Source organism: Dyella ginsengisoli LA-4, assembly GCF_000334915.1.
GTDB lineage: Bacteria > Pseudomonadota > Gammaproteobacteria > Xanthomonadales > Rhodanobacteraceae > Dyella_A > Dyella_A ginsengisoli_A.
This window is the reverse complement of sequence record NZ_AMSF01000095.1, coordinates 97249-116118: the sequence shown is the minus strand read 5'-3', so window position 1 is coordinate 116118 and position 18870 is coordinate 97249. Positions and strand designations below refer to the sequence as shown.

The following is an 18870-nucleotide window of genomic DNA, read 5'->3' as shown; positions in this document are numbered from 1 at the left end:
TCGGAGACGACCTGCCGCGTCAAGCGCTGGGACGGTCTTGCCGCGCCCGCAATCGCCTGAGAATCTCCTCCCGCGCCTCCCGCAGGATCGAATCCCGGTCCAGGCTCTCCACCACGTCCGCGACGGCGCGCTTGGCGCCGAGCGCGCCCCAGGATTTGCCGGCGACGAGGTAGCGTTCGGCGGCGCGGCCGATCAGGACGGTGGCGTAGTAGCCCATGGCGCCTTGCGCGGCGGCGGTGAACAGGACGGAGAGGCCGGCGCTGACGCCTTTCAGCGCGGAGGCGACGAGTTGCATGCCCCAGATCGCGCCTATCAGGGCGATCAGTTGCGCGGAGATGGTGGCGACCAGGCGGCCGGATTCGGCGCGGGTCAGCGGCAGGCCGTAGACGCGGGAGAGCTGCACCACCATCGCGGCATCGAGTCCTGCGGCGGCGAGCAGGTCGGCCACCGGCACCGGGTTGAGCGCGACGGCGAGGCCCTTGGCGAGCGCGTAGTTGCGGATGAGCTGGGCGGCGACGCTGCGGCGCGTTTCGGCGATGCGCGCGCTGACCTGGTCGGTGAGGCGGCTGGCGTGCAGGCCGGCGTTGAGCGCGGTAAGCGTGCGGCCTTCGCGCTCGGCGATGGCGCGCAGGCGTTCGCGCAGGGCGGCGACCTGCGGCGGCACCTGTTCCAGCCGTTCGCCGTTTTCGTCGACCACGCGCCGGGGCGCGGGGCGGGCGGCGACGGCGAGTACGTCGTCCGGCGCGACGAGGCCGGCGACCTTGCCGCGCAGGTGCTGCAGCAGGTCGGCGCGCTCGCTCTCGCCGTAGCGGTCGGCCTTGTTCAGCGCCAGCAGCAGCGGGCGCTGGGTGGCGGCGAGGGTGCGCAGGGCGTCGAGTTCGTCGCGGGTGAGGTCGCCGTCGCACACGAACACCACCAGGTCGCTGATCTCGGCGACCTCGAAGGCGAGCCGTTCGCGCGCTTCGCCGTCCAGTTCGTTGATACCGGGGGTGTCGACCAGCACCAGGCCATTGGCGGCCGCCTCGTCCAGCGGCGCCTGCGCCGCCTCGGTGGTGGTGCCGTGGAGCACGCCGACCGCGAACGCCTCGCGGCCGAGCAGGGCGTTGCCTAGCGCCGACTTGCCGGCGGAGACGCGGCCGAACACGGCGACGTGAAGCTCGCCGTGCTCCAGCCGCTTCAGCATCGCCTCGACGCGGGCGAAGTCGGCGGCCATCGCCTCGCGCACGCTGGGCGGGATCTGCGGATCGTCCAGCAGGTGGCGCAGGCTGTCGGCGACGCGATCGGGCGCGTCACCGCTCGCACGCGGCGCTGGCGCAACGGCCCGGACCGGTGTGAACCGGTTGCGCAGGCGTTGCCACCAGCCGCCGCCTCGCACGGTGGACCTATTTGGCGACGAGGTTGAGGTGCGCGCTGACCGTCACGTCGTTGGCGATCACCGAGGTGTCGGCGTAGTCGCCGCCGCCCACGCCGAAGTCCAGCCGCTTGACCGTGCCCTTCACGTCCAGCGTGGCGCCGGCGGTGGTCGGTTTGAAGTCGACGGTGAGGCTCACCGGCTTGGTCACGCCGTGCAGGGTGAGGTTGCCGTCGGCGGTGACCGTGCCGCCGTTCTGATGGAACGCGGTGGTGACGAAGTGCGCCTTGGGAAACTTGGCGACATCGAAGAAGTCGCTGCCGGGCAGGGCGGTGTCGCGGTCGCTGTCGCCGGTCTTGGCGCTGGCGAGGTCGACGGTGACGTCGAACTTCGAGGCGTCGAGATGGGCCGGGTCGTAGGCGATGGCCGCATCGAACTTCTCGAAGTGGCCGTCGAAGCCGGCGCCCTGGAAGGTGCCGTGGAAGGCCAGCGTGCTGCCGGCGGGCTGCACGGTGTAGTCGGTGGCGCTGGCCAGTGCCGGCAGGGCCAGCGCGAGGACGATCAGGGCGAGACGTTTCATCGGGGAGGCTCCTTGCGGGGATTCAATTGCGCGGACGGCCGAACGGCAGCATCCGGCGCAGCACGTTGTCGTTGTCGAACACGTGGTGCTTGATGGCCGCACCGACATGCGCCACCAGCACCAGCAGCAGCGCCCAGAACAGGAGCTCGTGGGCCTCGTGCGCGACCTTGGCGAGGTCTTCGTTCTTGGCGGCGATCGCCGGCAGGTTGAACCACTTGAAGTACTGCAGCGGAAAGCCGCGCAGCGAATTGAACCACCAGCCGGTGAGCGGCAGCGCCGCGATCATCAGGTACAGCACGCCGTGCACCGCGTGGGCGGCGAGTTGCTGCCAGCGCGGGCCGGGCTCGTCCTTCGGGCGACGATCGAACGCACGCCATGCCAGCCGCAGGGCGAACAGCGCCAGCACGGTGAGGCCGATCGACTTGTGCCAGGCGTACACGCTGATCTTGCTCATCGACGGCGTCATGTCGGTCATCAGCAGGCCCCACACGCCGTTGACCAGGATCGCCAGTGCCATGATCCAGTGGAAGAACCGGGCGACGCTGCCCCACTGGCGGTCGGTGCTGCGAAGACTCATGGTGTGTTCCTGGCGGAAGTGGAAGAAGCGGGCTGGGCGCCGTCGTCGCGGATCGCCTCGATCTCCAGCCGCACCAGCACCTGGTCGCCGATGGAGTTCTTGAAAGCGGTGATGCCGAAGTCGCGGCGGTCCAGCGCGGCGGTGGCGGAGAAGCCGGCGACGGTATGCAGGCCGAAAATGGTGCGGGCGAGCCGGTTGAACTGGAACGGCACGTCCACCGGCTTGGTGATGCCGCGCAGGGTGAGCTGGCCGTGGATCACGCCGTGGCTGGCATCGGTGCGCTCCACCGAGGTGCTGGCGAAGTGCGCGTAGCGGTGGCCGGCGGCATCGAGCAGGGACGGCTTGAGCACGGCCTTGTTCCAGTCGGCGTCGCCCATGTCCAGGCTGTTGAGATCAATGTCCAGCGCGGTGGCCGAGCGCTCCCAGTGGTCCGGGTCGAAGCGCAGCCAGCCGCGGGCGATGTGGAATCGGCCCCAAGGGCGCGAGTAGCCGTCGTGGGTGATGTTGAACAGCACCTGGCTGTGCACGGTATCGAAGCGGTAGCTGTCGGTGGCGGCATACGCCGAGGTGGCGAAAGCCAGGGCGAGGCCGGCGAGCAGCGTCGGGACGGTCAGGCGCGTAGACATGCAATGAGTCTGGCCGAGAAACCGTTACCGTTCCAGCGCTCCGGCCGGAACGGAGTGTTCGGCCAGCGCGCTGGATCGTCCCTGCGCGCGGCCCGGCCTCTCAGCAGAAGCAGAGAAAGGCGGCGCCGAGCAGGCCGCGCTGATTGGCATCGCCGCCGCTTGTCGATGCGAGGCGTTGGCCGGCCGCATTTAGGATGTCGTTGCCGCGTACTTCCAACAGCGCCGTGCCGCCCCGATACACCTTGCCGTCGCGTACTTCGGCCAGCTCCTGCCCCTGCAAGTTGCTCAGCACGTTGTCGCGGATGCGGCCGACGGTCTGGCCCATCAGGTTGCGGATCTCCGCGCCCTCGAGCCGGAGCAGGACCTGACCCGAGCCGTTCTTCAATTCGATCATTGCCTTGTCTCCGATGGGAAAGACGATCTGCCAGCGGGCCTCAGGTGAAGCCTTTGCGGATCGACTGGGTCGCGCTGACCACGAGGTACACCGCCATCAGCACCACCAGCGCATCCCACAGGCTGGCGCTCGGCAGCAGTCCGAGTTTCTCGCCTGCGGCCCAGAACAGCAGTGCTGACTGCAGCACCCAGAAGCAGATGATCGCCGTGTCGGCGATGAGCGCACGCAGGAACTCGTCCGCGCGGCGCCAGATGCCGATGTTCCACCATGTCTGCAGTGCGAACAGCACTACCAGCGTGCCCATCGCAGCGACGCGCACGTCGGTCGATGCGGCCGGCAGCAAGCCGGCCAGCACAGGCAGGGCCAGCAGCAGCCCGGCGAGGATCAGCACGAAGGCCTGTGCGCGGTAGAAGCGCATCTGCTCCGGCGTGGCCGGGCGCGGTTCGCCCGGGTCGACCATCCGCCCGGCCAGGCGGCGGTGCGAACCGGCGGTGGCGATGAAGATGCCCGACACCAGCATCCACAGGCTGATCGCGAGTGCGCCGATGTCCGACCACCCCAAGTGTGCGCCGGCGGGCACGCCGTGTTTGAGGAATCGACCGAGTCCGAATCCGGCGGCGGCGCCCACCAGCATGCCGGCGAAGGACAGCGCAGCGATGTTGCGGATCTTTCTCGACTTGATGGCAGCATCGTCAGTCATGGGGAAGGGCTCCCGTGGTGGTTTTGAGGTCCGGTCGGAACACCGCTTCGACCGTCAGTCCGAATACGTCGGCGATGCGGAATGCCAGCAGCAGGCTGGGGTCGTGCTTGCCGGTCTCGATCGCGTTCACGGCCTGCCGCGAGACGCCGATGCGGTCGCCCAGCTCGGCCTGGCTCCAGCCCTGTTCCGCGCGCAGCACGCGCAGTCTGTTTTCCATGAAGCGTCCTCCGGATGGGGCGGCGGGTGGATGCCATCGCCCCGGGGGCGGGTGCTACTGCACCCGCTCGATGGTGTAACCGCGTCGGGCCAGCAGCGTCTGCACGCTGTCCGGGCCGACCAGGTGTGCGGTACCGACGGCGACGAAGCTGGTGCCGGCTCCCCTCAGCCGCTCGTCCAGTTGGGTTGCCCATTGGCGGTTGCGTCGAACGATCAGGTTCTCGTACAGCGTGGGCGTCTGGCTTGCCATCTCCTGCGCGGTGATCCGGGCGATGCCGTCCAGGTCGCCGGCTTCCCAGGCGGTGACCAGCGCGTCGAGCCGCTTCGGGCCGGCGTCCACCTCGGCCAGCGTGGCGCGCAGCATGGCAACCTGGGTGGTCTGCGGCATGTCGGCGAAGAAGTGCAGTTGCTGGGTCAGCGTCTCCAGCCCGCGCACCGGTTTGCCCATGGCCTGCGAGCGCGCCTTGAGCCGGATCTCCACGCCGCTCTTCGGGTCGTAGCCGGCCTGCATCAGGGGCAGCGTCGCCAGCGAGAGGCTGGCCAGCCACGGCTGCATCGGCTCCAGCGCCTGCTCGCCGACCGGGATGCCGGCGCTTCGCGCGGCGGCGTCCACGCGCGCCACGTCGGCCTTGTCCAGCTTGGAGGAGAGTGGATGCGCGGGGTCCATGCCCAGCGTCCTGATCAGCGGCTGCATCTTCGCCGCGTTGTCGGCGTCGGGGACCTCCAGCCACAGGTCCTGGCTGGCGGCGAGCGCCTTGTCGAGTGCCGGGGTTTCCCACGGCTGGTTCGGGCGCAGCACGTGCACCGTGCCATACAGGTACAGGCTGGCGTGCGGTCCCTTGACCAGCCACAGCGCCGGATCGGCCAGTGCCGCGCCGGAGCAGAGCAGGGCGCACAGGCCGAGTGCGAGACGCAGCCGGCGCCGGACGGATTCCTTCGAGGCATGCATGGCGACAACTCCTGGTCAGATGGAAGCGAAGGCGGAGTCAGGTGTCGCGCCCAGCACGATGGAAGGTAGGCGCGACAGAATGACAAGTAAACCTTACACATCGCCCTAACGAGATGTCAAGCAAACCTGACAAATTGTCGTGTGAAGTTGACTTGTCGGCGATCTGCCCGGGGCTTCAGGCGCCCGGCGACGCGTCCGCGCCGGAGCGCTCGCCGATCGCTTCCATCGTCAAGGAGGCGAGCCGGCGCAGCCGGCTGCTGCTGGCGTCGGCCAGCATCGATTTCAGCCGCTCGCCGGCGTCGTGCTGGTCCAGCGCGTGGCGCTCGGCCAGCGAGCCGGCCAGGGCGCGTCCCATCGCATCGAAGATCAGCGCGTAGGCGAAGGCGTGCAGCACGCCGCCGCCCAGCGTGCCCAGGCCGGGGAAGGCCTTCAGCGCGTTGCCGGCAATGGCCAGCACGATGGAGCTGCCTGTGCGCACGGTGAGTTTGGCCTGGCGCACGAAGTCGTCGATCTGCACCTCGCTCACGCGCACGCCGTACAGCTGCGCCAGCTCGCGGGTCAGCGCGGTGGCCAGCGCGCCCTGGATCAGCAGATCGCTGCCGGGAGCCACCGCCGCCATTGCGCCGACCACGGCACGGCGGGCGTAGCGTTTGACGATACGTTCAGCCGCCTCGGCGCGGGTGCTCGCCTCCAGCGTGCCGGTGCGCTGGTGCAGTTCGGCCAGCACGGCGTTGGCACGGTCGCCTTCCAGCGCCTCGGCGCCCGGCGCGGTGAGCCGCGAGAGCGACTCGAGCAGCGGCGCGATGGCCGGTGCGCGGGCGCGTTCCACCTGCTCGCTGCCGCCGTCGGGAAGGGCGCGCACGAAGCGCTCGCGGCCGCCGGCGCTGATCGCCACCACGGCCGCGGCGGCGCCGTCGGCGGTGCGGCGCAGGCGCGCGAGCAGCGCCTGCAGGTCGTCCGCCGGCCACTGGTCGGCCTTGTTCAATGCCAGCACCAGCGGCTTGCCGAAATGCGCCAGCCAGCGCACCTCCTCGGCCTGGCTGCGGGTGAGGTCGCCGGCGCAGAGGTAGATCACCGCATGGGCGCGCAGCGCTTCGGCGCGGGCCAGCGCCTCGTGTGCCTCACCACCCGCCTCGCGGCTGCCGGGCACGTCGGCCAGCACCAGCGCGCGGCCGTCGGGCAGGTTGCCGTCGACGTGCTGCACCTGGCGCGTGGTGCCGCCGCGCACGTCGCTGGCCGCATCGGCATGCGGCGCCAGCGCACGCATCAGGCTGGACTTGCCGGTGGAGATCTCGCCGAACAGCGCCACGTAGACGCGCCCGCCGGCGCGGCGGCGGTCCAGCTCGCCCAGTTCGGCGCGCAGTGCGCCGGTGTCGGCGCCGCGTTCGTCCAGGGTGGCGATGCGCTGCTCCAGGCTGGCGCGGTCCGGCGCGGCGACCGGGCGTCGCTTGCGCGGTGGCCGCAGCAGCCACCACAGCACGGCGGCGCCGAGCAGGGCGAAGAACACCAGCACTGCACCCAGCGTCCACTGCAGCCAGGTCGGCAGGGCGAGAAAGCGCTGCGCCAGTGCCAGCGCGCGTTCGGCGGCGCCGAACAGCAGCCACAGCAGGGCGGCGACGGCGAGGGCGGAGAGCAGCAGGCGCAGGCGATGTGACATGTGCCCGATTCTAGGCGCACGCGCCGTCCTGGCGTGTCCCGACCGTGCCCGTCGGCCCGGACGGACATTTTTTGGCATCATTCCGGGCTTGCGCCGGTGATGAAGCGTGGCTCGTCCGCGTTGTCGGGGAGCCGGAAAGCGCCGCGCGCCAGCAGGGGATGCTCATGGTGTCGTTGTTGTTCGGATGGATGCTCGCCCTGGCCGCGACCGCGGGAAGCGCGCCAGCCACTGCCCGCCCGGCGGCTCCGCCGCTGGCTACGCCACAGTTCCGTCGCTACGGCATCGCCGACGGCTTGCCGGGAGCGGCGGTGAACGCGGTGATGCAGGACCGCGACGGCATGATGTGGTTCGGCGGCTCGGGCGGTGTGAGCCGCTACGACGGCGTCGGCTTCACCACCTGGGTGCACGAGCCGGACGATCCGGCTTCGCTGGGCAGCCAGGACGTCACCCAGCTGGTGGACGCGGGCGACGGCACGGTGTGGATCGGCACCGGCGATGCCGGCCTGGACCGGCTCGATCCGGCGACCGGTCGGGTGCGCCACTGGCGTCACGATGACAGGCGCGCGGACAGCCTGTCCGACGACGTCATCTATTCCCTCGCGCTGGCGCCGGACCGCAGCCTGTGGATCGGTACCGCGTCGGGGCTGGATCACCTTTCGGCCGATGGCCGCTCGCTGGCCCACGTATCTTACCTGGCGGCGTTCGACGGCAAGCCGGGTACCCGCGATACGGTGGTCGGCGCGCTGCGCGCGCAAGCGGACGGCACGCTGTGGATCGGCACCTGGTCCGGCGTGTTGCTGAAGCGCTCGCCGGACGGGCACATCGAGCGCGTGCCGGTGCACAACCCCAGCGACAAGCCGAACCAGATCTGGCGCATCGAGGGCAGCGGTGCCGACCTGCGCATCGGCACCAAGTTCGGCCTGTACCGGATCGTCGACGGCGTGGCGCAGCCGGCCTACACCGCGGCGCAGATGGCGCCGAGCTACGTGTTCGCCAGCACGCGCGATCGCGCCGGCCGCCTGTGGATGGCCACCCTGCACGGCGTGGTGCTGGACGATCCGCGCAGCGGACTGCACGCGTTCCACCGCCAGCCGCTGCTGGTCGGCGGCCTGCCCGGGGAGTGGACCTGGCGTGTGCTGGCCGATCGCGAGGGCGGCCTGTGGCTGACCTTCTACGACGGCGGCGTGGCCTATCTGCCGCCGAACTGGCAGAACTTCGCGCGCTTCACCCATGTGCCGGACGACCCGGACAGCCTCAGCGACAGCCTGGCCTCCGGCGTGGCTCCGGCGGCCGACGGCACGCTGTGGATCGGCGAGCCCGGACGCATCGACCGGCTCGATCCGGTCACCGGCAAGGTCGAGCACGTGCTGTCGGATCTGAAGACCGATCCGGTCGCGATGGTCGAGCAGGACGGCGCGCTGTGGTTCACCCTGCGCGGCCTGCTTGAGCGCTATGCGGACGGCCGCAGGCAGGTGGTCGATCCGCAGCGGCGCTGGCTGAAGCGGCCGGAGATCCTCGCCAGCGGCGGGCCGGGCGTGCTTTATGCCACGGTGTCCGGCGCGGCGATCGTGCGCATCGACACGCGGACGCAGGCGATCACGCCGGTGCCGATGCCGCCGGATGCGAACCAGCCCGACCTGCGCCCGGCCGCGCTGGGCCTGGCCGACGGCGTACTCTGGTACGCCAATCACGAGGGCGTGATGCACTGGGATGCGGCGCTGGGCCGGATGGCTTTCGTGCCCGGTGTGCCGCGCGGCGAGGACGTGCAGGGCCTGTCGTTCGACACGGCCGGCTTCTGGCTGATCCGGCAGGATCGGCTCGAGCATTACCGCTGGAACGATCACCGCGCCACCCGCGATCGCGTGGTCGATGCATCGAACGGCTGGCGGGCGCCGGTGGTGCGCGACGTGTACGAGGACGCCAGCGGCGCGCTGTGGATCTTCACCGAGACCGGCCTGTGGCGACTGGAGCCCGGCGCGACCCGGCTGCATCGTCTCGGCGCCGAGGACGGCCTGATGAACGGCGAGTTCCTCGGCGGCGTCGCACAGCCGGTGGCGGGCGGGCCGGTGTACGCCCCCACGCACGGCGGCGTGGTCGGCTTCGATCCGGAGCAACTGGACAGCCGCAGCGTGCCGACGCAGGCGCCGCCGGTATCGCTGGCGGCGATCAGCGTCCGCGGGCGGGATCCCCGCACGCTTTCCGGCGAGGGCCTGCGGCAGCTCGACCTGGGCTGGCGCGACCGCGACCTGCGCGTGCAGGCGCGGGTCGCCTCGTTCGTGAATCCGGCGGGTAACCGCTATCACTTCCGCCTGGTCGGGCTCGATCACGACTGGGTGGATGTCGGTGCGCACGGCGAGCGCGAATTCGCCGGCCTGCGCCCGGGCGACTACACCCTGCAGGTGATGGCGGCCGGGCCGGACGGGCCGTGGGGCCGGCTCACCGTGCCGCTGGCGATCCATGTGCAGGCACCGCCTTGGGACCGGTGGTGGGCCTGGGCGGGCTACGCCCTCGTCGCGGTGGCTGGCGCGGTGGCGCTGGCACTGGCCTGGCGGCGGCGCGAGGCGCAGCGGCACCGCATGCAGATGGCCGAGCAGCAGCGATTGCTGGCCGAGCAGGCGAACGCGGCCAAGACGCAGTTCCTGGCCACGCTGAGCCACGAGATCCGCACCCCGATGACCGGCGTGATCGGCATGGCCGAGCTGCTGCTGGCCACGCCGTTGCAACCCGGCCAGCGCGAGTACGCGCAGGCCATGCAGCGTTCCGGCACGATGCTGCTGAAGCTGCTCAACGACGCGCTGGATCTGGCCCGCATCGAGGCCGGCCGTTTCGAGCTCGAGCCGGCACCCTTCGCGCCGCGCCAGCTGCTGGACGACGTGGCGCGACTGGTCGATGGGCAGGCGCGTGCCAAGGACATCGATTTCCGGCTGGAGATCGCCGCCGACCTGCCGGCCTCGCTGATGGGCGACATGCTGCGCATCGAGCAGATCCTGCTGAACCTGGCGACCAACGCAGTGAAGTTCACCGAGCACGGCAGCATCACGCTGCGCGGGCAGCGCATCGCCGGCGGCGTGATGTTCAGCGTCAGCGATACCGGCCCGGGCATTCCCGAGGCCAGCCAGTCGCGCCTGTTCGGTCGCTTCGAGCAGGCCGAAGGGCCGCAGCGACGCGCGGGCAGCGGTCTGGGGCTGGCGATCTGCCGCGAGCTGGTGACCCTGATGGGCGGCTCGATCGAGCTGGAGTCGCGGCTGGGCCAGGGCAGCACGTTCCGCGTGCGCCTGCCGCTGGCCGAGCTGGCGCCGGGCGCGGCCGCGCCTGCGCCGGCGGCGTCGCCATCCCCGGCGTGGCGGGTCCTGCTGGTCGAGGACGACATCACCGTGGCGGCCGTGATCCGCGGACTGCTGGAGCGACAGGGGCACGCCGTGGTGCATGTGGCGAATGGTTTGTCCGCGCTTGCCGAACTCGAGCGCGGCCCGCCCGACGTGCTGCTGCTGGACCTGGACCTGCCCGGCCTCGACGGCTTCCAGCTGGCACGGCTGATCCGCCAACGCGAGCGTGACCGGGAGCATCTGGCGATCGTGGCGATCACCGCGCGTTCCGGCGGCGACGAGGAGCTGCGTGCTCGCCAGGCCGGGATGGACGGGTTTCTGCGCAAGCCGCTGTCCGGCGCCCAACTGGCCCGGGCGATGGAGGCGGCGATGGCCAGCGCGGCGGTGCCGGCGTGATCCCGGAGGCGGGTAAGGGAGCGCGCAATTTGGCATGATCGCGGTTGCGTCCCGGTCGTCCCGGGCGCAAGGGGATCGCATGTTCTTGTCGTTGCTGATGTCGATCGGTCTGCTCGCCGGTGGGGGTGTCACGCCACCGCACACGGCCGCGCCGGAGACATCGGTCGATGCGGGCGGGGCGTTGCCCACCCCGCAATTCCGTCGTTTCGGTACCGCCGACGGCCTGCCGAGCAGCAGCGTGTACGCGGTCGTGCAGGACCATGACGGCGCGATGTGGTTCGGCACCAAGGGCGGCCTGGCGCGGTACGACGGCGTCGGCTTCCAGGTGTTCCACCACGTCGCCGGCGACCCGACCTCGTTGCCGGACAACACCGTGGGCGCGCTGCTGGTGGATCATGCCGGCCGGCTGTGGACCAGCGGCCTGGAGGCGGGCCTCAACCGCTACGATCCCACCACCGGCGGCTTTCTGCACTGGCGGCACGACCCGGCCGATCCGGCCAGCCTGTCGATCGACAAGGTGTGGACCATCGCCGAATGCTCCGGCGGCACGATCTGGGTCGGCACCGAGGCGGGGCTGGACCGCATGCGTGCGGACGGACGCCATTTCGACCACATCCGGCCGCCCCAGGTCGATGGCCACCCCGGCAGGTTCGGAGCGGTGGGCGCGCTGTACGTGGATCGCCACGACCGGCTGTGGATCGGCAGCGCGAACGGCGTGTTCCGGCGCGATCCGGACGGCCGCATCCGCGCCATCAAAGGCCTGGATCCGGGGCTGCTGATCGATGCCTGGTCGATCGAGGGTGATGCCGACGACGACGAGATCCGCATTTCCTCGACCCGCGGCCTGTTCTTCGTCGGCGACGACGACGTGGCGCGTCCGCTCGATGTGCCGGGCCTGCCCGACACCAACATCATGACCAGCGCGCGCGACCGGGCCGGTCGCCTGTGGATCGGCACGCAGAAGGGGCTGTTCCTGCAGCCGGCACCGCACCAGCCGCTGATTCCGGTGATCGACCGGCCGGTGATGTACGGCAACCTTCCGGGCAGCTGGGTGTGGAAGATCCTGGCCGACCGCGAGGGCGGATTGTGGTTCGCGCTGTACGACGGCGGCGTCGGCTACCTCGCGCCGGGCTGGTCCGGCATGAGCCGCTACACGCACATCCCGGACGATCCGGACAGCCTGCGCGATTCGATGGCCACGGCGATGGCGCATGCCCGCGACGAGCAGGTGTGGGTGGGCGAGCGCGGCGGCCGGGTGGACAAGCTCGATCCGTCCACCGGACGGGTGCAGCACGTGATCTCCGGCCTGCATGGCGACGTGGTCGGCATGACCGAGGATGTCGATCACAACCTGTGGATCGCCACCAAGGGCTCGTTCTACCGCTACCGCGACGGCCACGTCGACCAGGTCGATCCGGAGCAGCGCGTCCTCAAGAATCCGCTGGAGGTGGAGGCCGGGCCGGACGGCCGCCTGTACGTGCGCACTTTCAACCAGGGCCTGTTCCGCATCGATCCGAAGACGCTGGCGGTCAGCCCGGTGGCGATCGTCGGCGGCGACGACCGCGCGCGCTGGGGCAGCCAGATGACGCTGCGTTTCGGCGTGTTCTGGTACGCCGGCGACGGCGGTCTGTACCGTCTCGACGCCAGCCACGACCACTTCGAGCCGGTGCCCGGCGTGGACAACAGCCAGGCGGTGAATGCCTTCGACACCTCGCCCGACGGCTTCTGGCTGGCCCGGCCCGATGGCCTGGAGCATTACCAGCTGGCCCGCGACGGCTTGCGGCTGGACCGGCGCGTGCTGGCCGACCAGGGCTGGCCGTCGATCAACGTGGTGGACCTGCGCATCGACGCGCATCGCCGCGTGTGGATCTTCGGCAGCGACGGCCTGTGGCGCTACAACCCCGATACCGGTCGCTTCCGCCAGATGGGCCTGCAGGACGGACTGGCCAACGGCGAGTTCTTCCGCGGCTACAGCCGCCTGGCCGACGGCACCATCTACGCGCCGACCTTCGGCGGCGTGGTGGGGTTCAACCCCGACCGCATCACCGAACAGGACGGCGCCGCACCGTTGCAGATCACCGGGGTGCACGTGCGCCGCAACGGTCGTCTGGTCGATCTGCCGGTGTCGGGCGTGCTCCATGTGGGCTGGCACGACCGCGAGCTTGGCGTGGTCGCGCGGCTCTATTCCTACATCGATCCGGCGGCCAATCACTACCGCTTCCGCCTGTCCGGGCTGGACGGCAACTGGGTCGACGTGGGCAATCGCGGCGAGCGCGAGTTTGCCGCGCTGGAGCCGGGCAACTACACGCTGGACGTGATGGGAGCCGGGGCGAACGGTCGCTGGACCGAGCTGTCCGCGCCGTTGAACATCCGGGTCGACGCGCCGCCGTGGGAGCGCTGGTGGGCCTGGTTCGGCTACGCCATCGGACTGCTGCTGTTGGCGATGCTGACGCTGAAGCTGTGGCAGCGTCGAGTGGACCAGCGTCATCGGCTGGACCTCTCCGAGCAGCAGCGTCAGCTGGCCGAGCAGGCCAGCGCGGCGAAGACCCGCTTCCTCGCCACGCTGAGCCACGAGATCCGCACGCCGATGACCGGGGTGATGGGCATGGCCGAGCTGTTGCTGTCCACTCCGCTCAAGCCCGAGCAGAGCGAGTACGCCCAGGCCATGCAGCGCTCCGGCGCGATGCTGTTGAAGCTGCTCAACGACGCGCTGGACCTGGCGCGCATCGAGGCCGGGCGGCTGGAACTGGAGCTGGCGCCGTTCGATCCCTACGAGCTGCTGCAGGATGTGGCCCGCATGACTGCGGCGCAGGCGCGCGGCAAGGGCATCGGTTTCACCCTGGAGGCAGCGGCGGGTTTGCCGGGCCGCCTGGTGGGCGACGCGATGCGGATCAAGCAGATCCTGCTCAACCTCACCGGCAACGCGGTGAAGTTCACCGAGCGCGGGCGCGTCACGCTGGCCGCGCGACCGCTGCCCGGGGGCGTGGAGTTCAGCGTGCGCGATACCGGCCCGGGCATTCCCGAAGCGAGCCAGTCGCGGCTGTTCCAGCGCTTCGAGCAGGCCGAGGGGCCGCTGCGCCGTGCCGGCAGTGGGCTGGGTCTGGCGATCTGCCGCGAACTGGTCACCCTGATGGGCGGCGCCATCGATCTCGAGTCGCGGCTGACCATCGGCAGCGTGTTCAGCGTGCGGCTGCCGTTGCCGTTGCCCGAGGATGAGCTGGCGGAACCGGTGATGCCGGTCGTCGACGCCGGCGGCCGGCCGTCCTGCCGGGTGTTGCTGGTGGAGGACGATGCAATCGTCGCGTCGGTGATCCGTGGCCTGCTGGAAGCGCAGGGTCATCGCGTGACCGGCGTGGCGCACGGCCTTGCCGCGCTGGCCGAGCTGAGCACGGCCAGCTTCGACCTGATGCTGCTCGATCTTGACCTGCCCGGCGTCGACGGTTTCCAGGTGGCCCGGCTGGTGCGCCAGCGCGAGCCGGTGGGCGCCTATCTTCCGATCGTGGCGATCACCGCACGCTCGGTGGCCGGCGACGAAGCCCGCACGCGTGCGGCGGGCATGGACGGATTCGTGCGCAAGCCGGTGTCCGGCGCCCAGCTGGCGCGGGCCATCGAGGACACCCTGGCGGCGGTGGCACTGCGCGCAGGCCGTGCCGATCAGCCGACCGCCTGAGGCGGCCGGCCGGTCACATGTCGAACTTGTTGACGGTGAAGCCCAGCCCGGCGTACTCGCGCCAGCGCTGCCGCGATCCCTCGCGTTCGGCCGGATCGGCTGCCACCACTTCCAGCACGCGCTCGTAGCGTCCTTCCGCACGCTGTTCGCGCAGGTTGATCAGCAGCGGGCGATCCGGTGTCTCGATACCCGGCGGCACCAGCAGCACCGCGGTCTGCGCGTCGTCGTCGTCACCGGCGAGCTGGTGCGGGATGAACGCGTCCTCGTCGAAATCCCACAGCAGCTCGTCCAGCGCCTCAGCCTGTTCGAAGTCCCGGCACAGCACCAGCGCCGGCTGCTGTGCCGCGTACGCGCGCTTGGCCAGCTCGCACACCAGCAACAGCGGCTGCTCGCGGAAGCGCGGCTTGTCGATCAGGTAGAAGTCGGCGCGGGGCATAGGGGCGAGGAGTGAGTAACTAGGAGTGAGAAGTGAGAGAAGAGCAGCGTGCGGCGAGCATGGGGCTTTGGGTCCGCAGCCTCGCTGCGTGGCGCGATGAAAGGGAGTGAGGCGTGGGACTGGCGTGCTGCTCTACGCCGTTCTCTCACTCCTCACTCCTCTCCACTCACTTCTCGCTGCGGTCCAGCAGCCACTGCGCCAGCAGCGGTACCGGGCGGCCGGTGGCCAGGCCCTTGCGACCCTCGTCCCATGCAGTGCCGGCGATGTCCAGGTGCGCCCAGCGCTGGCCCTCGGTGAAGCGCGAGAGGAAGCAGCCGGCGGTGATCGCACCGGCGCTCTTGCCGCCGATGTTGGCGACGTCGGCGAAGCCGGACTCGAGCTGGGTCTGGTAGTCGTCCCACAGCGGCAGGCGCCAGGCGCGGTCGAGCGTGGCTTCGCCGGCGGCGAGCAGCTCGGCGGCGAGGTCGTCGTGCTTGCTCATCAGGCCGGTGGCGTGCTTGCCCAGCGCGATCACGCAGGCGCCGGTGAGGGTGGCCGCGTCGACGATCGCCTGCGGCTGGTAGGTCTGCACGGTCCAGGTCAGTGCGTCGCAGAGGATCAGGCGGCCCTCGGCGTCGGTGTTGAGCACCTCGATGGTGAGGCCGGACAGGCTGGTCAGCACGTCGCTGGGACGGTAGCTGTCGCCGTCGGGCATGTTCTCCGCCGCCGGCACCACGCAGACCAGGTTGAGCTTCACGCCCAGCTTCACCGCCGCGACGAAGCCGCCGAGCACGCCGGCGGCGCCGCCCATGTCGAACTTCATCTCTTCCATGCCGGCACCGGGCTTGAGGCTGATGCCGCCGGAGTCGAAGGTGATGCCCTTGCCGACGAAGGCGTAGGGCTTGTCGCCCTCGGCGCCGCCGGCGTACTCCAGTGCCACCAGCTTGGGCCGGTTGGTCGAGCCGCGGCCGACCGCGAGCAGCGAGCCGAAGCCGAGCTTTTCCATCTCCTCGTGGTCGAGCACGCGGCAGCTCACCGTGTCGGCGTGCTCGGCCGCGAAGGCCTGCGCCTGGCTGGCGATGTAGGCCGGGTTGCAGATGTTCGGCGGCAGGTTGGCCAGCTCGCGGGCGAAGCGCACGCCCTCGGCGATCGCCACGCCCTGGTCCAGGCCGGCCTGTGCGTCGGCGTTGCCGGCGAACGCCATGCTGGCCAGTTCCGGCTGCGCGCTCTTCTCGCGCGGCTTGAACGTCGCGGTGTAGCGGTAGCTGGCGTGGTCGGTGGCCAGCACGGCGGTGCGCAGGCGCCAGGTCGCATCGCGACCGGGCACGTCGATCTCGCTCAGGTAGGACACTGCGCTGTCCACCGGCAGCCGGCCCAGCGCACGGGCCGCGTCGGCGTGGACGCGCTGGAAGCGGGCGGCATCGAAGGCCTTCTGCTGGCCCAGCCCGACCACCAGCACGCGCCGGGCGGTCACGCCGGCCGGCGCGAACAGCACGGCGGCACTGCCGCCCTTGCCGGTGATGTCGCCGCTCTCCACCTGCCGCTTGATCGCACCCTCGGCCGCGCTGTCGATACGCGCCGCGGCGCTGGTGAGCACGCCGCCTTCGTATACGCCGACCACCACGCAGGCGGTTTCGACGGTTTCGGGGGAGGCGGAGGCAAGGCTGAACTGGAGCGTCATGTAAGGGTCCTGCAGTAGGCGCCGGCATCGCCGGACAGGCTAGACTTGCGGTTTGCCGACGCCCCGAAGGACCCCGGCGCAAGCCCCCGATTCTATCGCATGCTGAGCATCCTCGACCGTTACTTCCTGCGTGAGCTGGGCCAGACCATGGCGGCCACCGCCATCGTGCTGGTCACGGTGCTGGCCGGCAGCACCTTCGCCCACGTGCTGCAGCAGGTGGCCAACGGCAGCTATCCGGCCAGCGTGATGTTCCAGGTGCTGGGGCTGAACATGCTCGACGGCCTCTCCAACCTGCTGCCGCTGTCCGGCTACGTCGGCGCGTTGTGGGCGATGGGGCGGATGTATCGCGAGAGCGAGATGCACGTGCTGGCCTCCTCCGGCATGGGCGCCCGCGGCCTGCTCCGTCCGGTGGCGATGCTCGCGGTCGGCATCGCGCTGGCGGTGGGCATGGTGTCGCTGTGGCTGGGGCCGTGGGCCTCGAACACGTCCGCCGCGCTGATCGACGCGGCCAACCGCTCGGTGATCGCCGCCGGCCTCGACGCGGGGCGTTTCACCGAACTGCCGGGCAAGGATGGGGTGATCTTCGTCGATTCGCTCAGCCGCGACGGCAGCCAGCTCGGCCGTACGTTCATCGCCACCGAACGCAAGTCCAGCGACGGCACCGTGCACCTGCGCCTGATCACCGGCAAGCACGGCCAGCTGTTCCAGGAAAGCGACGGCGGGGGCCGCTTCCTCGGCCTGCGCGACGGCTGGCAGTACGACGTGCCGCTGGGCGGCGACAACTGGCGGCGCATCCGCTACCAGGGCAACGATGCCTCGCTGAGCAACGTGCAGGACGACGGCGACGACAACAACCCGATCCACAACGTGGACACCCTGGCACTGACCCGCACCGACTCCAACGAGGCGCGGGCGGAGCTGGCCTGGCGCGTGGGTTCGCCGGTGATGGCGCTGGTGCTGATGATGCTGTCGCTGCCGCTGGCGAAGCAGAACCCGCGCGAGGCGCGCTACGGCCGGCTGCTGCTGGCGGTGCTGGCGTTCTTCCTCTACTACAACCTGCTGGCGCTGTGTAACGGGCAGATCAGCAAGGGTCACTGGCACGGCTCCGGCCCCATGTGGCTGGTCAGCCTGGTCGCCTTCGGCATCGGGGCGTGGATGTTCCGCAACCAGTATCAGCCGCGTCGCGTGCGTGCGGCCGCTGGGGCATCGGCATGAGGGCGCTGCGGTTGCGCCGGGTCGACTGGCTGATCGGCACCACCGTGCTCGGCTCGCTGTTGACGGTGTGGATCCTGATCGCCGGCCTGGACGCGCTGCTGCAGTTTCTGCGCCAGCTCGGCCACGTCGGCAAGAACGGCTTTACCGTGGCCGACGCGGCACTGTACGTGCTGGTGACCTTCCCACGCCGTCTCTACGAGAACTTCGGCTACGCCACGGTGATCGGCGGCCTGCTCGGTCTGGGCAGCCTGGCCGGCAGCGGCGAGCTGACCGCGCTGCGTGCCGCCGGCATGTCGCAGCTGCGCATCGCCGCCTCGGCGGCCGGCGTGGTGGCGGTGCTGATCGTCGGCGTGGTGATCCTGGGCGAGACGGCGGCGCCGTGGGGCGACCAGAAGGCCCAGGCGATGCAGCTGGCGCAGCGTTCCGGCGGACTCGGCATGGCCGGCTCCACCGGACTGTGGGCACGCGATGGCGACCGCGTCATCAACGCCAAGCGCAGCCTGCTCAAGGAGGTGGACGGGCACAACCAGGTGGAACTGGCCGACGTGCGCGTCTTCACTTTCACTCCGGACGGACAACTCACCCGTTTCGACTGGGCGAAGAGCGCGACCCACGACGGCCGCCAGTGGACGCTGTCGCAGGTGCGCAGCACCACGCTGGACGCCACCGGGACCCACACCACCACGGTGGCCAGCGAGCCATGGAGCGTGAGGCTCAACCCGCGCGTGCTGGAGCAGTCGCTGGTGCAGCCACAGTACCTGCCGATGCGCGACCTGCGCCGCAACATGCGTTACCTGGAGAGCAACGGGCAGAGCCCGGGCGTCTACGCGGTGGCGTTCTGGACGCGTGCGCTGTATCCGCTGAACGTGCTGGTGCTGGTGCTGTGCGCGATGCCGTTTGCGTTCGGCAGCCTGCGTTCCGGCGGCCTGGGCAAGCGGATCTTCATCGGCATCCTGATGGCGATCGCCTGGTACTTCCTGCAGCAGGCGCTGATCAATTTCGGCACCGTCTACGGCGTGCCGCCGATGCTGGCCAACCTGCTTCCTGCCCTGGTGCTGGCGTCGATCGCCTGGTTCTACTTCCGCCGGCATCGCTGAGGTCTGCGTCGTCCCGCCGC

At 70.5% G+C, this 18870-nt stretch carries 15 protein-coding genes; 4 read left to right on the top strand and 11 right to left on the bottom strand.

What is annotated here, in order from left to right:
- Nucleotides 1-19: 19 nt before the first annotated feature.
- The 9 genes from C693_RS0120085 to C693_RS0120045 form a co-directional block, all read right to left on the bottom strand.
- Entirely contained in the window at nucleotides 20-1375 is a 1356-nt protein-coding gene (locus tag C693_RS0120085) for a GTP-binding protein (protein ID WP_017464078.1), read from the bottom strand.
- 7 nt (nucleotides 1376-1382) lie between these two features.
- Nucleotides 1383-1931, bottom strand: a complete 549-nt coding sequence (locus C693_RS0120080; RefSeq protein WP_017464077.1) for a YceI family protein — start codon at nucleotides 1929-1931, stop codon at nucleotides 1383-1385.
- Between the two features lie 22 nt (nucleotides 1932-1953).
- Nucleotides 1954-2508 (bottom strand): cytochrome b, encoded by a 555-nt coding sequence (locus C693_RS0120075; RefSeq protein WP_017464076.1) that lies wholly within the window; start codon nucleotides 2506-2508, stop codon nucleotides 1954-1956.
- Nucleotides 2505-3134: a YceI family protein gene (locus tag C693_RS0120070; protein WP_017464075.1), complete on the bottom strand. Its 630-nt coding sequence runs from the start codon at nucleotides 3132-3134 to the stop codon at nucleotides 2505-2507. The genes C693_RS0120075 and C693_RS0120070 overlap by 4 nt, the downstream gene beginning before the upstream one ends.
- A 100-nt stretch (nucleotides 3135-3234) precedes the next feature.
- Complete coding sequence (locus tag C693_RS0120065; protein WP_017464074.1) at nucleotides 3235-3528, bottom strand: 5-fold beta-flower protein; 294 nt, start codon at nucleotides 3526-3528, stop codon at nucleotides 3235-3237.
- 40 nt (nucleotides 3529-3568) lie between these two features.
- Entirely contained in the window at nucleotides 3569-4228 is a 660-nt protein-coding gene (locus tag C693_RS0120060; protein WP_017464073.1) for a hypothetical protein, read from the bottom strand.
- Entirely contained in the window at nucleotides 4221-4445 is a 225-nt protein-coding gene (locus C693_RS22310) for a helix-turn-helix transcriptional regulator (protein ID WP_017464072.1), read from the bottom strand. Before C693_RS22310 ends, C693_RS0120060 begins: the two co-directional genes overlap by 8 nt.
- 54 nt (nucleotides 4446-4499) lie before the next feature.
- Nucleotides 4500-5393, bottom strand: a complete 894-nt coding sequence (locus C693_RS0120050) for a TraB/GumN family protein (protein WP_017464071.1) — start codon at nucleotides 5391-5393, stop codon at nucleotides 4500-4502.
- 175 nt (nucleotides 5394-5568) lie between these two features.
- A complete protein-coding gene (locus tag C693_RS0120045; RefSeq protein WP_017464070.1) occupies nucleotides 5569-7050 on the bottom strand; it encodes a GTPase in 1482 nt (493 codons plus the stop codon).
- Nucleotides 7051-7214: 164 nt separating this feature from the next.
- Between C693_RS0120045 and C693_RS0120040 the strand changes: the two genes are divergently transcribed.
- Nucleotides 7215-10772 (top strand): hybrid sensor histidine kinase/response regulator, encoded by a 3558-nt coding sequence (locus C693_RS0120040; protein WP_241762713.1) that lies wholly within the window; start codon nucleotides 7215-7217, stop codon nucleotides 10770-10772.
- Nucleotides 10773-10851: 79 nt separating this feature from the next.
- Nucleotides 10852-14442, top strand: coding sequence for a hybrid sensor histidine kinase/response regulator (locus tag C693_RS0120035; RefSeq protein WP_017464068.1), 3591 nt, complete (start codon nucleotides 10852-10854; stop codon nucleotides 14440-14442).
- Between the two features lie 13 nt (nucleotides 14443-14455).
- Here C693_RS0120035 and C693_RS0120030 read toward each other — a convergent pair whose 3' ends face one another.
- Both C693_RS0120030 and C693_RS0120025 read right to left on the bottom strand, forming a co-directional pair.
- A complete protein-coding gene (locus C693_RS0120030; protein WP_017464067.1) occupies nucleotides 14456-14878 on the bottom strand; it encodes a DNA polymerase III subunit chi in 423 nt (140 codons plus the stop codon).
- Between the two features lie 166 nt (nucleotides 14879-15044).
- Nucleotides 15045-16538, bottom strand: a complete 1494-nt coding sequence (locus C693_RS0120025; RefSeq protein ID WP_017464066.1) for a leucyl aminopeptidase — start codon at nucleotides 16536-16538, stop codon at nucleotides 15045-15047.
- A gap of 99 nt (nucleotides 16539-16637) precedes the next feature.
- Here C693_RS0120025 and lptF point away from each other — a divergent pair, with 99 nt between their 5' ends.
- Both lptF and lptG read left to right on the top strand, forming a co-directional pair.
- The gene (gene lptF / locus C693_RS0120020) at nucleotides 16638-17753 is read left to right on the top strand and encodes an LPS export ABC transporter permease LptF (protein WP_017464065.1); all 1116 of its coding nucleotides are present in this window, start codon (nucleotides 16638-16640) and stop codon (nucleotides 17751-17753) included.
- The gene (gene lptG / locus C693_RS0120015) at nucleotides 17750-18850 is read left to right on the top strand and encodes an LPS export ABC transporter permease LptG (protein WP_017464064.1); all 1101 of its coding nucleotides are present in this window, start codon (nucleotides 17750-17752) and stop codon (nucleotides 18848-18850) included. The genes lptF and lptG overlap by 4 nt, the downstream gene beginning before the upstream one ends.
- Nucleotides 18851-18870: the final 20 nt, after the last annotated feature.

What these genes read in the sequence shown, in the direction of transcription:
- C693_RS0120080 (WP_017464077.1), bottom strand. Translation starts at nt 1,931, where the DNA reads ATGAAACGTCTCGCCCTGATCGTCCTCGCGCTGGCCCTGCCGGCACTG.
- C693_RS0120075 (WP_017464076.1), bottom strand. Translation starts at nt 2,508, where the DNA reads ATGAGTCTTCGCAGCACCGACCGCCAGTGGGGCAGCGTCGCCCGGTTC.
- C693_RS0120070 (WP_017464075.1), bottom strand. Translation starts at nt 3,134, where the DNA reads ATGTCTACGCGCCTGACCGTCCCGACGCTGCTCGCCGGCCTCGCCCTG.
- C693_RS0120065 (WP_017464074.1), bottom strand. Translation starts at nt 3,528, where the DNA reads ATGATCGAATTGAAGAACGGCTCGGGTCAGGTCCTGCTCCGGCTCGAG.
- C693_RS0120060 (WP_017464073.1), bottom strand. Translation starts at nt 4,228, where the DNA reads ATGACTGACGATGCTGCCATCAAGTCGAGAAAGATCCGCAACATCGCT.
- C693_RS22310 (WP_017464072.1), bottom strand. Translation starts at nt 4,445, where the DNA reads ATGGAAAACAGACTGCGCGTGCTGCGCGCGGAACAGGGCTGGAGCCAG.
- C693_RS0120050 (WP_017464071.1), bottom strand. Translation starts at nt 5,393, where the DNA reads ATGCATGCCTCGAAGGAATCCGTCCGGCGCCGGCTGCGTCTCGCACTC.
- C693_RS0120045 (WP_017464070.1), bottom strand. Translation starts at nt 7,050, where the DNA reads ATGTCACATCGCCTGCGCCTGCTGCTCTCCGCCCTCGCCGTCGCCGCC.
- C693_RS0120040 (WP_241762713.1), top strand. Translation starts at nt 7,215, where the DNA reads ATGGTGTCGTTGTTGTTCGGATGGATGCTCGCCCTGGCCGCGACCGCG.
- C693_RS0120035 (WP_017464068.1), top strand. Translation starts at nt 10,852, where the DNA reads ATGTTCTTGTCGTTGCTGATGTCGATCGGTCTGCTCGCCGGTGGGGGT.
- C693_RS0120030 (WP_017464067.1), bottom strand. Translation starts at nt 14,878, where the DNA reads ATGCCCCGCGCCGACTTCTACCTGATCGACAAGCCGCGCTTCCGCGAG.
- C693_RS0120025 (WP_017464066.1), bottom strand. Translation starts at nt 16,538, where the DNA reads ATGACGCTCCAGTTCAGCCTTGCCTCCGCCTCCCCCGAAACCGTCGAA.
- lptF (WP_017464065.1), top strand. Translation starts at nt 16,638, where the DNA reads ATGCTGAGCATCCTCGACCGTTACTTCCTGCGTGAGCTGGGCCAGACC.
- lptG (WP_017464064.1), top strand. Translation starts at nt 17,750, where the DNA reads ATGAGGGCGCTGCGGTTGCGCCGGGTCGACTGGCTGATCGGCACCACC.